This is a genomic window from Nocardiopsis sp. iso_186, from assembly GCF_056173365.1.
On the sequence record NZ_CM149670.1, the window covers coordinates 3,546,966 to 3,559,546 of the forward strand.

Annotated in this window: 11 protein-coding genes and 1 tRNA gene; 4 read left to right on the forward strand and 8 right to left on the reverse strand. The window is 67.7% G+C overall.

What is annotated here, in order from left to right:
- The first annotated feature begins 23 nt into the window (after positions 1-23).
- Both AC0VYP_RS15510 and AC0VYP_RS15515 read left to right on the forward strand, forming a co-directional pair.
- Positions 24-905, forward strand: coding sequence for a sulfotransferase family protein (locus tag AC0VYP_RS15510; RefSeq protein ID WP_285757835.1), 882 nt, complete (start codon positions 24-26; stop codon positions 903-905).
- An 82-nt stretch (positions 906-987) separates the two neighbouring features.
- A complete protein-coding gene (locus AC0VYP_RS15515) occupies positions 988-1,146 on the forward strand; it encodes a hypothetical protein (RefSeq protein WP_285756729.1) in 159 nt (52 codons plus the stop codon).
- A 76-nt stretch (positions 1,147-1,222) separates the two neighbouring features.
- Here the strand turns inward: AC0VYP_RS15515 and AC0VYP_RS15520 are convergent, their stop codons facing one another.
- From AC0VYP_RS15520 to AC0VYP_RS15535, 4 genes are all read right to left on the reverse strand, one after another.
- Complete coding sequence (locus AC0VYP_RS15520) at positions 1,223-2,050, reverse strand: aldo/keto reductase (RefSeq protein WP_475470389.1); 828 nt, start codon at positions 2,048-2,050, stop codon at positions 1,223-1,225.
- A 140-nt stretch (positions 2,051-2,190) separates the two neighbouring features.
- Positions 2,191-3,024 (reverse strand): SigB/SigF/SigG family RNA polymerase sigma factor, encoded by an 834-nt coding sequence (locus tag AC0VYP_RS15525; RefSeq protein WP_285756731.1) that lies wholly within the window; start codon positions 3,022-3,024, stop codon positions 2,191-2,193.
- Between the two features lie 291 nt (positions 3,025-3,315).
- Positions 3,316-4,260, reverse strand: coding sequence for a glycoside hydrolase family 16 protein (locus AC0VYP_RS15530; RefSeq protein ID WP_475470391.1), 945 nt, complete (start codon positions 4,258-4,260; stop codon positions 3,316-3,318).
- Positions 4,261-4,334: 74 nt separating this feature from the next.
- The gene (locus tag AC0VYP_RS15535; RefSeq protein ID WP_285756733.1) at positions 4,335-5,525 is read right to left on the reverse strand and encodes a glycoside hydrolase family 64 protein; all 1,191 of its coding nucleotides are present in this window, start codon (positions 5,523-5,525) and stop codon (positions 4,335-4,337) included.
- Between the two features lie 715 nt (positions 5,526-6,240).
- Here AC0VYP_RS15535 and AC0VYP_RS15540 point away from each other — a divergent pair.
- Positions 6,241-8,220, forward strand: coding sequence for an amino acid permease (locus tag AC0VYP_RS15540; protein ID WP_475470393.1), 1,980 nt, complete (start codon positions 6,241-6,243; stop codon positions 8,218-8,220).
- Positions 8,221-8,269: 49 nt separating this feature from the next.
- Here the strand turns inward: AC0VYP_RS15540 and AC0VYP_RS15545 are convergent, their stop codons facing one another.
- Positions 8,270-8,635, reverse strand: a complete 366-nt coding sequence (locus tag AC0VYP_RS15545; protein ID WP_285756735.1) for a MerR family transcriptional regulator — start codon at positions 8,633-8,635, stop codon at positions 8,270-8,272.
- A 146-nt stretch (positions 8,636-8,781) separates the two neighbouring features.
- Here AC0VYP_RS15545 and AC0VYP_RS15550 point away from each other — a divergent pair, with 146 nt between their 5' ends.
- Complete coding sequence (locus AC0VYP_RS15550; protein ID WP_475470394.1) at positions 8,782-9,738, forward strand: NADP-dependent oxidoreductase; 957 nt, start codon at positions 8,782-8,784, stop codon at positions 9,736-9,738.
- Positions 9,739-10,266: 528 nt separating this feature from the next.
- Here AC0VYP_RS15550 and AC0VYP_RS15555 read toward each other — a convergent pair.
- The 3 genes from AC0VYP_RS15555 to AC0VYP_RS15565 all read right to left on the reverse strand — a co-directional run bounded on the left by AC0VYP_RS15555 (position 10,267) and on the right by AC0VYP_RS15565 (position 12,523).
- Positions 10,267-10,340, reverse strand: a tRNA-Pro gene (locus AC0VYP_RS15555).
- A 94-nt stretch (positions 10,341-10,434) separates the two neighbouring features.
- Complete coding sequence (locus AC0VYP_RS15560; RefSeq protein ID WP_475470395.1) at positions 10,435-10,827, reverse strand: hypothetical protein; 393 nt, start codon at positions 10,825-10,827, stop codon at positions 10,435-10,437.
- Between the two features lie 13 nt (positions 10,828-10,840).
- A complete protein-coding gene (locus AC0VYP_RS15565; protein ID WP_475470396.1) occupies positions 10,841-12,523 on the reverse strand; it encodes a phosphotransferase in 1,683 nt (560 codons plus the stop codon).
- Between the last annotated feature and the right edge of the window lie 58 nt (positions 12,524-12,581).

Sequence of the window (12,581 nt, forward strand, 5' to 3'; positions counted from 1 at the left end):
AAATCAGACCACTCATGAAACACGTGAAACAGTCGCCGTACATTCTCGTGGTCAACGGGACCAAGATCAGACGTCCGGTCTTCGTGCTGGGCGCGCCGCACTCGGGGGTGGACTTCGTGGCCCGCGCGCTGCGACGTGCGCCCGGATTCCACCTGACCGGGGGCCACCCCAGCGTGTTGAACGCGGTGTACGCGTTCGCGCGGCAGCCCTCCTTGGCCCAGGGGCACGAGTCCGGTGCCGCGCGCCTGGTACGCGACGCGTTCGCCGAGGCATGGCAGCTGACCCCGCTCAGCTGCCCTCGGTGCCCGCCGGGTCCGGTGCCGGCCCGGGAGGCCCCCGAGCCCTGCGAGCACGCCGGTCAGGTCACCCGCTACGGCGACGCCGGCCCCGACCTGCTCTACAGCTCCAGCGCACTGGCCCTGGCCTTCGAGGACGCCGCGTTCGTCCAGGTGATCCGGGACGGTCGGGACGCGGTCGCGGACATGCTCGACGACGAGCACTCCCTGACCTGGTTCAAACCGGGTGTGGCCAACCTGGACGGAGAACTGCCCAACGCGTTCTTCGGGGTGGAGACCGAGGAGGACCGCGACGAGTACCCGGGGCTGTCCACAGCGAGCAAGTGCGCGATGCGCTGGCGCAGTGCCGTGCGGTTGTCGGCGAAGCTGCGCGGCGAACTGGCCCCCGAACGCCTGATGACCCTGCGCTACGAGGAGGTTCCCGGCAAGGAGGTGGAGACCGCCGAACGCCTGTCCGAGTTCGTCGGGGCCAGCGTGTCCGCACTGGAACTGATGCGGCCCGACCCCGACGGCACCGGCTCGTGGCGTGTGCGACTGGACTCCGTTCAACGCACCGACGTGGAGGGCGTGGCGCGCCCGGAGTTGACCAGGCTGGGCTACCTGCGTTGACCGGACCCGTCCTCGCTGTGGACATCAAGGTGGTGCGGGCACCCGTGACGGGCCCCTGGGGACTGTCCCTAAGATGAGGCACATGGGAGCACTGCAGATTCCGAACCTCATCATGCTGATCGCGATCATGGCGATCCCCGTCAGCATCTTCATCGCCGGCATCGTCTACGTCATGCGCGTCGTGCGCAACGGGACCGAGGCCACGCTCGCCCGCGCCACCAGGCGCCGCGAACTGGCCTAGAGCACGACGGACACCCGACGGGCCCGCCCGGTGGTTCTTCTCCACCGGACGGGCCCGTCTGTCGTTGACGGGCGGGTCAGCCGTTGACCTGGTCGGGGTCGGAGCCGAACCGCCGGTTCTCGTTCAGACCGGAGAGCGTGTTGACCTGCTCGACACTCAACTCGAAGCCGAAGACGTCGAAGTTGGAGCGGATGCGCTCCGGAGTGACCGACTTGGGGATCACGACGTTGCCGATCTGCAGGTGCCAGCGCAGGATCACCTGAGCGGCGCTCACCCCGTGCTCCAGGGCGATCGTGGCGACGGTCGGGTCGTCGAGCAGTTTGCCCTGACCGAGCGGGCTCCACGCCTCGGTGGCGATGCCGTGGCGGGCGTGGAAACGGCGCAGCGGTTCCTGCGTGAGCACCGGGTGCAGCTCGATCTGGTTGAGCACCGGGGTGATCCCGCCCTCATTGCTCAGTCGCTCCAGGTGGGCTTCCTTGAAGTTGGAGACACCGATCGCCCGGACCCGCCCCTCTGCGTAGAGACGCTCGATGGCTTTCCAAGTCTCGACGTAGCGGTCCTTGGCCGGAAGCGGCCAGTGGATGAGATAGAGGTCCAGCCGGTCGAGCTTGAGGGCGTCCAGCGTCGCGTCGAAGGCGCGCAGCGTGCTGTCGTAGCCCTGCTCGTCGTTCAACAGCTTGGAGGTGACGAAGAGCTCCTCGCGTGCAACGCCCGACTCCCGGATCGCCTGGCCGACGCCGGCCTCGTTGCGGTAGGCGGCTGCGGTGTCGATGCTGCGGTAGCCGGTCTCGATGGCGGTCCGCACAGGGGCGACCACGTCATCGTTGTCCACCTGCCACACCCCGAAACCCAGCTGCGGGATACGCACGCCGTTGTTGAGGGTGACCTCGGGGACGGTAGTCATGGATACTCCACGTCGTTGGGTGACATTCGTATTGCGACCTCGCATAACCGGCGGGCGCACCGCGTGATTCCGCCTTCGCCCGCCTCGGGGGACGAGAGGCATGTCACATGCCGATGCGCTCGCCGGTCACGGCAGGCTGATCACTCTCCGGCCAGGTCCCGACGCATCCGGCGCAGGGTCTGGGAGAGCAGCCGGGAAACGTGCATCTGGGAGAGGCCGACGTCCGTGGCGATCTCGCTCTGGGTCTTGTTTCCGAAGAAGCGCAACAGCACGACACGTCGCTCGCGCTCGGGAAGCCGATCCAGAGCACCCTTGAGCGCCTCCTTGTCGACCACGCTCTCCAGGGCGTGGTCGGTGGAGCCGAGCGTCTCGCCCAGCGCGGTCTCGTCGTCGGCCTCGCCGAAGGGCATGTCCAACGACAACGCGCTGTAGGCCGAGGCCGCGTCGATGAGTTCGATGGTCTGCTCCACGTCGAGTTCCAGGGCGGAGGCGATTTCCTTGGTGGTGGGGGTGCGCCCCTCCTTGTGGGTGAACTCGGCGACGACCCGGTTCAGCTCGGAGCGCTTCTCCTGGTGGGCACGCGGAACGCGTACCGCCCACGTGGTGTCGCGGAAGTGGCGCTTGAGCTCGCCGGTGACCATCGGGAGGAGGTAGGCGACGAAGGGCTTGCCGAACGAAGGGTCGAACCCGCGGATGGCCTTCATCAGTCCCAGTGTGCCGACCTGGCAGAGGTCGTCCATCGGCTCGCCCCTGTTGCGGTAGCGGCGGGCCTCCCTTCGGACCAGGGGCAGGTGCAACTCGACGAGTTCGCCCCTGATGCGCTCGCGTTCCTGCACGTCGGCGGTCTTGAGCGCCGCCAGTTCCGCGAGCAGTGTCTCGGCACGCCCCGTGGCGCGCGGACGTGCGGGCGGACGGACCGTGTTCTTGGTCCGCGCGACGGTGGTCCGACGGGGTTTCGTGGTCTTGCCAGGCATCGTGGTCTCCTTGGGGTTTCCCGCCAGGTGGGGCTTGCACCTGGTGGAAGCGGTCTTCGCAGATCGCACCCGACGTTGCTGCCGATGCCGAACGCGCGGAGCGCGGGGGATACAACTGCATCGAACGCCGGGGTTCAAGGCCACGCTTTTGGACCTGACCCTCGCATGCCCCCTGAAAAAGGCCGCAAACTCACCCAAGAGAGAAGTCTGGGAAGACCCTGGGAACATGCGAAAGGCGGCGACCGTTCGGTCGCCGCCCCTGACGCTTGCCCTAGCGGGTGGGCATCGTCATCAGCACACCGCCGTGGAGGGGACCTCGTCGATCCGCTCGATACCGGCGTTGCGCTGCTCTCCGACGCGCGTGTTCACGGCGTCGGGGGCGATGGTCTGGCCCTGCTGGTAGTAGACCCAGTCCACGTCCTGCACGTAAGTGCTGGTGCCACCGGTGTGACCGCTCATGTCGATGAACCACTGGTTGAAGTTGATCGACATGGGAGAGCTCGGGTAGTACTTCCCGCCATGCTCGGCCACGAGGTGGGTGTCGATGTAGTACTTAGCTGTGCCGTCGGCGACCTGGATGACCAGGTCGCGCCAGCCCGCGAAGGAACGGTTGACGACGTCGTGGGTGTTGTCGGCCTTCCAGGGGTCGCGCTGGTAGGTGTGGTAGGAGGTGAGGTAGAACGCCTCGGCCCTGGCACCCCAGCCTCCGTTGGGCAGGTACTCGAAATCGAGTTCGCTGTAGTCGGGGTCGTTGTCGTAGGCCAGCGGAGTGATCGTGTAGAAGGTCTGGAGCACCGTGTCGCCGTCGGTACCGGACACCGGCTCGTCGGCGAATTTCACCTTCGCCGCATACGTGCCCTCGTGGAACTTCTCCTCCCCGAACGTCAGTTCGGCCTGGCTGGTACCGGCAGGTGTGCCGTCGGTGGAGGAGGTCAACCGCAGGAGCCGGTCACCGTCCTCGGCGACGAAGGAGATGTTGTCGGCATCCCAGGACGCCCCGGCCACACCGGGACCGCCGGCCCAGCTGCGCACCCGCCATCCCTGCTCGGCGAGTGCGGGGTCGTGGGGGCCGCTGTATACGAAGTCGTCGAAGAACAGTCCGCATTGGGCAGCGGCGGCGTTCTCCTGGGCCGACACCGGGACGGCCTCCGGCACGGCGGCACATCCGGCCAGGGTCAGTCCGAGCACAGCGCCCATGGCCAGTGGCCGCAGGCCGGGGCGTCGTTTCTCGGGCACGGGGGATCACCTCGGGTTGGTCTGGGGGAAGCGAGCAGCGCGCCCGGCAAAACGGCCTGGAACGCGAAAGGTGATCAGAAGGGGCTGATCGTGACCGCGAAGGCGGCGGGGGCGTGGTCCTGGATGTAGGACGCGAAGTCCACGACGTCGTCGAAGGCGAAACCGTACGCCTTGCCGTCCTCGGTGTACTCGTGGAAGACACCGGCGTAGCGGTTGGTGATCGCGTGCTGGTAGAAGGCCGCGGCGTCGGTGGTGGGCTGCTCGGCGACGTCCAGCAGGGTGGAGCGGTTGAAGGCGGCACCCAGGATGGCGGCGACCGGACCGGTGATGCCGTCGTTGGGGGCCGCAAGCGCTCCGTCGCAGAAGAAGACGTCGCGGGTGGAGGGGCGGGAGATGGGGGCCACTCCGTTGTCGAAGACCAGTTGGTCGGAGCCGTTGACGCGTCCGGTGAAGGTGCCCGCGTTGGTGGTGACGCGCAAGTCGGTTCCGGCGTAGCGCGACCAGACCTCGTCGATGTAGGGGTCGTAGTAGTCGCTGGGGAAGACTCCTGTGTCGAGTCCGTGTCCCGGCGCGATGACGCGGAGGCGGTCGCCGACGACGAGCGGGGAGTAGTCGGAGTCCGCGGCGATCGCGTCGAAGACGGCGTCACGCCCCCCCGGTTTGAAGGTACCGGTGGTCTGGTCCGCGTCGCCGGTGAGCTTGATGGACAACGGAACGCTGAACTGGTCCACCATGCTGGTGTTGCAGAACATGCCGGAGGTGTTGTGGGTGAACTCGACCGTGTCGTGCAGGACCTCGTAGTTGGGGTCGGACTCCACCCAACCGGCGGGGTACTGCAACGCGGCCCGGCCGTCACCGTCGGCCACGACCTTGAAACGGAGCTTGTCGCCCAGGGCGAAGTAGATCCGCCCGGACATGAAGGGCAACGACAGTTCGGTGGTGTCCCCGGAGAGCGGGATGGAGTAGTCGGTGAATCCGTCGTCGGTGTTGTCGGATTCGCTGACCGGCCGCAGGGTCCCGTCGGCGGTGACGTAGGACTGCTGGCCCGTCGCCAGGTCGGTGCCGACGATGTAGACGCGAATCTGATCGCTGCCGAACGACCCGCTGTCGTTGGTGATGGTGAGGGGAAGCGCCCCGGCTTGGCCGGCTCCGCTGCCGCTGGTCAGGCCGGCGTTCTGCGGTGAGCCGCAGCCTGCGGCACCGAGCAGGGGAACTCCGACCGCGGCCAGGGTGGCGCCGCCAAGGAAGGATCTTCGGTTGAACATGGTCGCTTGTCCTCACGGAGGGGGCTGAAGTGGGGACCAATCTGGCGACTCAGGACAACAAACGTCAACCTCAAGTAAAAAGTGAACGGCGTTTATCTAACATTTCTACTGGTAACAAAGTTGCCATGTGATTTAGATCACTGTCCAGGAGTGGTCGCATCTGGTTTCGATCCGGCCGCCAACGGCAAGGCCGTCGGGGCAATTGATCCATTTAAGACAATGAAAAATATGAAAAGTAATTTTTCATATGATTTGACGGGATTGACACTCCCCGGCCGCCCAGGCGGACACGCCACCATGCACAGTTGACGCCCGGATGCCAGGGCCGTTGTGCCCGGGGCGCGCAAGGCCGTCGGCAATGCGGCAACTGATCCACCCGGCACAAGCGTTCGGCGTGGATCAGCAGCGTCACGGTGTTCGATCCCGGTGGGGAACCGCCCGGAAAAGTCGTAACGGGACCGAGGCCAGCAGCTGCACGTACAGCGCCTCCGCCATCACCTGCCGGCAGCAGCAACGCTCCGGCCCGACTGTCGGGGGGCCGGGCCCGTCCCCCATCGGGCCCGCCCGATCCATGCGTTTCTTTAACGCCGATCGGGGCGGCGGAGGGGGAGACTCCTTGTCGAGGGTGTTCCCGACGTCTCCGGTCCACCGCAGCAGCGCGGCTCCGGCACGGGGTGACGGGTCCACGCCGCACAGACGAGAGCGAAGGGGCCCGTTGAGCGTCGAACCGAGGTTCGCCATACCGGCGTACATGGCCAGTCCCGCACAACCCAAGGCACCGTCGAACAAGGTGACCCGTTGGCTGTTGGCCGACCAGGTGCAGGCGGTCGGCGCTCGGGCGGCACACCGGCACTCGCCGCCCCAGGCGTGGTGGAAGGTGATGTGCCTGACCGGAGTGGACTACTTCTCGACCCTGTCCTATCTTCCCGGGATCGCGGCAATGACCGCCGGGGCTCTCTCACCGCTGGCCACCCTGCTGATCGTGGTGCTGACCCTGTTCGGGATGTTGCCGATGTATCGCAGGATCGCCCGGGAGAGCCCCAACGGGCAGGGGTCGATCGCGATGCTGGAGAAACTGCTCCCCTTCTGGCAGGGGAAGGTCTTCGTCCTGTGCCTGCTCGGGTTCGTCGTGACCTCCTGGGTGATCACGATTACGCTGTCGTCGGCCGACGCCACCGTGCACGCCCTGGAGAACCCCTATCTGCCCGATGTCCTCAGCGGGCAGAACGTCGCCATCACCGTTGTCCTCCTGCTGGTCCTGTGCGGGGTGTTCCTGCTCGGTTTTCGCGAGGCGGTTGCCGTCGCCATCCCCCTCGTCGCAGTGTTCTTGCTGCTCAACATGGTGGTGATCGGCGTCGGGCTGGTCGAGGTGTTCAACGGCTCCGGTGCGTTCGACAACTGGACGACCGCTCTCACCGCCACCCCGGGCGGTTTCGGCGGCATCATCGGCATCGCGCTGACCGCCTTCCCGCTTCTCGTGCTGGGCCTGTCGGGCTTCGAGACCGGGGTCAGCATGATGCCGCTGGTCGCCGACCACGGCCGGACCGCCGCCCAGCGCCTGGAGTCGCGCATCCGCAACACCCGCAGGTTGTTGACCACCGCGGCGTTGATCATGAGCGTGTACCTGATCGCGACCACGTTCATCACCACGGTGCTGATCCCGCCCGAGGCGTTCGAGAAAGGCGGCGCGGCCAGTGGCCGCGCACTGGCGTACCTGGCACACGAATACCTCGGCAACACCTTCGGGACCGTCTACGACATCAGCAGCATCCTGATCCTGTGGTTCGCCGGCGCCTCGGCCATGGCCGGGCTGATCAACATCGTGCCCCGTTACCTTCCCTCCTACGGCATGGCTCCGGAGTGGGGCCGGGCGGTGCGACCGGTCGTTCTGGTCTACACCTTCGTCAGCGTCAGTATCACCATCGCGTTCAACGCCGACGTGGACGCCCAGTCGGGGGCCTACGCCACCGGAATCCTGGCGATGATGGTCTCCGGGGCGACCGCGGTGACGGTCTCCTCGGTGCGGCACGGGCAGCGGCGCACAGCGGTGGCCTTCAGCGTACTGACGCTCGTCCTGCTCTACGCGCTGACCGCCAACGTGGTCGAGCGCCCCGACGGCATCGCGATCTCGGGCATGTTCATCGCCGGGATCATCGTGATCTCCCTGGTCTCGCGTGTCTCGCGCACCACCGAGCTCAGAGCGGACCGCATCGAGTTCGACCGTGCCGCCCGCCAGTTCATCACCGAGTCGCTGGCCTCGGACCCGACACTGCACCTGGTCGCGAACCGGCGCGACACCGGGGACACCGCCGAATACGCCGAGAAGGAAGCGGACCAACGCCGCAAGAGCCCCGTCCCCGGGCCGGCCGACGTGCTGTTCCTGGAGATCGACGTCATCAATCCCTCCGATTTCAGCGACGTGCTGAAGATCCGCGGAGTCAACATCGGCGGGTACCGGGTCCTGCGGGCGCAGAGCCCGGCAGCACCGAACACGATCGCCGCGATCCTGCTCGCGCTGCGCGACGCGACCGGGGTCAAACCGCACTGCCACTTCGAATGGTCCGACGGCAACCCTCTGGGCCTGCTGCTGCGCTACCTGTTGTTGGGCCGCGGCGACACCGCCCCAATCGTCCGGGAGATCCTGCGCGAGGCCGAACCCGACGAGGCCCGCCGCCCGGATGTGCACGTGGGCTGATCGTGGCCGCGGCGACCGCCGCCGGCCGAAATCGCTGCGGCAGCAACCCTCACTGCAGGTGAGAGCAGTCGGACCCCGGGTTCCGCGTAACGGCGATCACGTCGTCGAGCCGGTCGCACACAGCGAGCAGGTCGGTGATCCGCCGGTCGATGCGCACGCGCTCGGTCACCAGCCGGTCCAGGAGTTCCGGGGACGCTCGACCCGAGTCCACGCATGACAGCACCTCGCGGACCACTCTGCTCGGAAGGCCCGCGGCATAGAGCTGTTGAATCAACAGGACCCGGTCAACGGCGGTGTCGGGGTAATGCCGATGACCGCCGGGGCTGCGATACGCCTGGAGCAGATCCTGTTCCTCGTAATAGCGCAGCGCCCGGACGCTGACCCCCGCCTTGTCGGCGACCTCACCGATGCGCATCGATCCTCCTCCGCCCGGGTGACCTGCCCGAGTTGTACCTGACGTTGACGTCAGGTTCTAACGTAGTGGGCGTCGGCGATCGCCGGGCATTCACCCCACTGACCTCACGAACGGCCGGTCCAGGCCGCGTGGAAAGGCAGAACGTCATGCGCGCAGTCCGATATCACGAGTACGGCGGTGTGGAGGTTCTCGTGGTCGAACAGGCACCGGCCCCCCGTCCCGGCCCGGGCGAGATCCGCGTCCGCGTCGCGGCGGCCGGCGTCAACCCCGTTGACTGGAACGTGCGTTCCGGTGCGGTGCGCGAGATGCTCCCCGTGGACCTGCCAGCGATTCCTGGGCTGGACGCCGTCGGCGTGGTCAACGAGATCGGCGAGGGCGTGCGGGGGGTGGGCACCGGCGACCGTGTCTTCGGGCTGGTCGGCAAGGGCGTGCGGGGGGCGGCGGGCACCGGCGGTGTCTCCGGGCGGGGCGGCGTCACCGGCGCGACAGCGGAGCTGGCCGTGCTCTCGGCCTGGGCCCACGCGCCCACCACGTGGACAGACGAGGAGGCCGCCGGCGCGGGCCTGGCATCCGTGACCGCGATGGGCGGGCTGAAGGCGCTCGGTCCCCTGCGGGGGCGTACCCTTCTCGTCGAGGGCGCCGCCGGAGGCGTGGGCAGTGCCGCGGTCGAGATCGCGGTGGCCCAGGGCGCCACCGTGATCGGGACGGCCAGCGAGCGCAACCACGAGTTCCTCGCCTCCCTCGGAGCCGTTCCCACCACCTACGGCGCCGGCCTGGCGGAGCGCCTGGCCGTCCTGGCCCCGGACGGTGTCAACATCGTGCTCGACACCGCGGGCTCCGGCTCCCTGGCCGACCTCATCGCGATCGCGGGCGACCCCGCTCGCGTGTTGACGATCGCCGACTACGCCAATGCACAGCGCCTGGGCGTGCACCTGGCCATCGCGGAGTACGACTCCACCCTCCTCTCCGAAGCGGGCGAACTCGGCCGGCAGGGCCGTTACACACCGCGCATCGAACTGGCCTACCCCCTCGAACGGATCGCGGAGGCGCACGCATACGCCGAGCGCGGGCACACACGGGGAAAGATCGTGGTCCGCATCTGAGCCGGCCCCCACCGTTCGGGGCCTCCCACCGCCTCGGCGGCGGGAGGCCAGCACCTCGGATCATGTTCCCGGAGTGGTCCGGGTGTCCCGGAGGTCGTTTCGCCAGGGGTCCCCGGTACGCAACCGTCCAGACCGCCGAGACCGGCTCGGGCACGTTGATTGTGAAGCCGGCCCCTGCGACAGCCCGCCGGGTACCGCGCCCGGCTTCCTCGGCCTCAATCGTGAGGCCCTCGCGCGCTCCCGCCACCGTCGCGCCTGCTTCTGGCGGCAAGCAGGCAACGACTGGCTGGGTAACGCTCCCACCATCATCCCGCCCTTGGGCGGCGTTGTCCTTGCCTGAAAGACGTGGGGGGCTCAGAGCGCTGAGGCACTACCGCGGAAGGCTGACTCGGATGCGACGTAGCCTGCTGGCGCGACAGACCGGCGCGCCGCGGCCCGGTGTGACTTCCTGCGAGGGGGACTACGGAAAACTCTCCCGGAACACGACGAAGCCCTGGCGAGAAAACTACTCTCGCCAGGGCTTTCACGTCGGGATGACAGGATTTGAACCTGCGACCCCTTGACCCCCAGTCAAGTGCGCTACCAAGCTGCGCCACATCCCGGCCGCGTTGTGCGAGCCCGTCTCCGGCCTCGCCAACGGGTTTAACTTTAGCGCATCCGCAAGGCTGGTCGTGACAGGTTTCCCGGCGGCCTCCATCACCGTCGCGGCCTCTCTCTCGGCTCCTGGAGGTCGTCTCCGGGCTGGACCTTGTCCCCGGGCACCTTGGGCACGTGGAACACGACCAACCGCACCGGATGGGGCACCGGAAGCGCTCCGTGCAGCTCGTACGGTTCCAGGACCAGGAGATCACCCGAGTTCAGCCGTACCGTCTCACCGTTGACCGAGTAGTCGGCGGCGTCGAGGAAGTAGAAGATCTCGTACAGGTGGCGATGGTAGTGCCGCTCCTCGGTGAAGTCGGCGGGATGCTCGACCAGCAGGACCGCGGCCCGGTTGACGGGGACGCCCACCGGCAGATCGAGGAGGGGGAGCACGCTGCGCCCGTCGGGGCGTTCATCGGGAGCCATCGAATCGGAGTGCACGACGCGCATCGGACCCTGTCTCTCAGACGCCCGGGAGAACCGGGGCTTTGGCGGTTTCGGCCATGACATCCGTGTAGAAGCCGTTGATCAGTTCCAGTCCGCGGGCGTAACAGGCGAGGGCGACCGTGTCCGGTCTGTCGCGGACGATGTGGAAGGGCATGACACTGCACATGTGCGCGGCCTCGGCCAGACGCACCTTGAAGAACCAGTGCGCGTCGTCCTGGGACCAGTCGCTTGCCAGGAACCAGTCCAGGAGGCGTTCCCGGACATCGTGGTAGAAAGCGACCAGGCGGGGAGAGGTGAAGGCGTAGTCGATGGCGTCGTCGCCGGCGTTGACCTCGACCAGGCCGTCGTGGATGAGGTCGTAGAGCGAATTGACGGAGTGCCAGATCTTGCCCAGGTCGTAGGCCACGTCGTAGCCGGAGTTCCCTCTCGGGTCGATCAGGAGGAAACGATGGTTGTCCCGGTCGATCAGGATGTTGTCGAAGTGTGGGTCGCCGTGCGTGCGGACCAGGCGCTCGGGGGTCAGCATGTCCAGCACCGCAGGGTCTCGCTCCAGGTCGTTGACCAGTTGGCGAAGCCCTCTGAGAACGACACCGTTCACCGTGACTTCGGCCGCGGTCCAGAGCCGGCGCCGCTCCGGGAGGGCGTTCGCCGCCTGTGCGAGCCTGCCGCGGATCCGGTCCAGGTGGGTACGGCGGACGTAGTCGGCCGGCGCCGGGAGCGGCGCGACCGGGTAGACGTCGCGCCGCAACGCGGCCAGCGTCCTGCGCGCCCACCGCGCGGCCTCCGCCTCGTCGATGTCGCCCGACAGGATGAGACGGCGCAGGGTGGGGAGATGATGGTGGACGAGGTCCACGGACACGCCGTAGGTCTCGATCCGGGACTCGACCACCTCGGGGAAGTGCCTGCGCGCGTTCCTTTCCAGACCGTGCAGCCAGCCGACCTCGTCGGCCAGCTTCTCCGCACCGGCGCCGACGGCCTCTTTGCGCACTGTTCGCAGCCCCGACGCGGGATGCAGTCGGATGTAGGTCCGTGCGTAGGAGCCGCCCGCCAGTGCTCCGCCGACCACGACGTCGTCCCCATGGATGTCTCGGGTCTGCGCCGCGCACTGGACATGGGTGCGCTGCGCCAGTTGGCAGACCGCCTGGGTCCACGGGAGCCGGAAGGCGTTCCTGGCGAGGATGTCGCCGAGCAGTGCCCGGTCTCCCCCGGTGAGGAAGAGTGTGCCCAGGTATTCCAGGTCGCCCTCATGGCCCAGGCTGTCCAGGATCAGCGCGAGACGGCCTTCGCGGTGGGCGGTGGCGAACACCTGTCCCCGGCGCACGAGGACGCCCCGGTCGGCCACCAGCACGGTGGCCGTGGTCAGGTTGGCGAACGCCGAGAGGATGCCGGGGCGTATCTCGCACGAACAGTCGAGGATGAGGACGCTGCCGCGCCCGTGCCGCAACTGTGCGGCCAGAGCGCGGGCCCGGTCGCACCGGTCCTCCCCCACGACGCACTTCATCATGTCCGAGCGGGGAATGCGCGACGTGGGTGCGTCGTGTGGGGCCGGGGACTTCGGGAAGGTACCGGACCGTTCGCCCGTGATGATCGTGACCTGGCCGAGTGTGCCGTCGAGGACCGCTGCGCGCAGCCGGGTCACGAGGTTGACCGGTTCGTCCGGATGGTGGGGGCACAAGGTGTCGCGCACGATGATCTCCATCGGCTCTCTCCTCTTGCGGAAAACGAGAGTTGACGCGTGCTTGCTTCGTTGCCCGGGG

Coding starts and splice junctions, on each gene's coding strand:
- AC0VYP_RS15565 (WP_475470396.1), bottom strand. CDS start 12,523: ATGGAGATCATCGTGCGCGACACCTTGTGCCCCCACCATCCGGACGAA.
- AC0VYP_RS15515 (WP_285756729.1), top strand. CDS start 988: ATGGGAGCACTGCAGATTCCGAACCTCATCATGCTGATCGCGATCATG.
- AC0VYP_RS15525 (WP_285756731.1), bottom strand. CDS start 3,024: ATGCCTGGCAAGACCACGAAACCCCGTCGGACCACCGTCGCGCGGACC.
- AC0VYP_RS15545 (WP_285756735.1), bottom strand. CDS start 8,635: ATGCGCATCGGTGAGGTCGCCGACAAGGCGGGGGTCAGCGTCCGGGCG.
- AC0VYP_RS15535 (WP_285756733.1), bottom strand. CDS start 5,525: ATGTTCAACCGAAGATCCTTCCTTGGCGGCGCCACCCTGGCCGCGGTC.
- AC0VYP_RS15550 (WP_475470394.1), top strand. CDS start 8,782: ATGCGCGCAGTCCGATATCACGAGTACGGCGGTGTGGAGGTTCTCGTG.
- AC0VYP_RS15560 (WP_475470395.1), bottom strand. CDS start 10,827: ATGCGCGTCGTGCACTCCGATTCGATGGCTCCCGATGAACGCCCCGAC.
- AC0VYP_RS15520 (WP_475470389.1), bottom strand. CDS start 2,050: ATGACTACCGTCCCCGAGGTCACCCTCAACAACGGCGTGCGTATCCCG.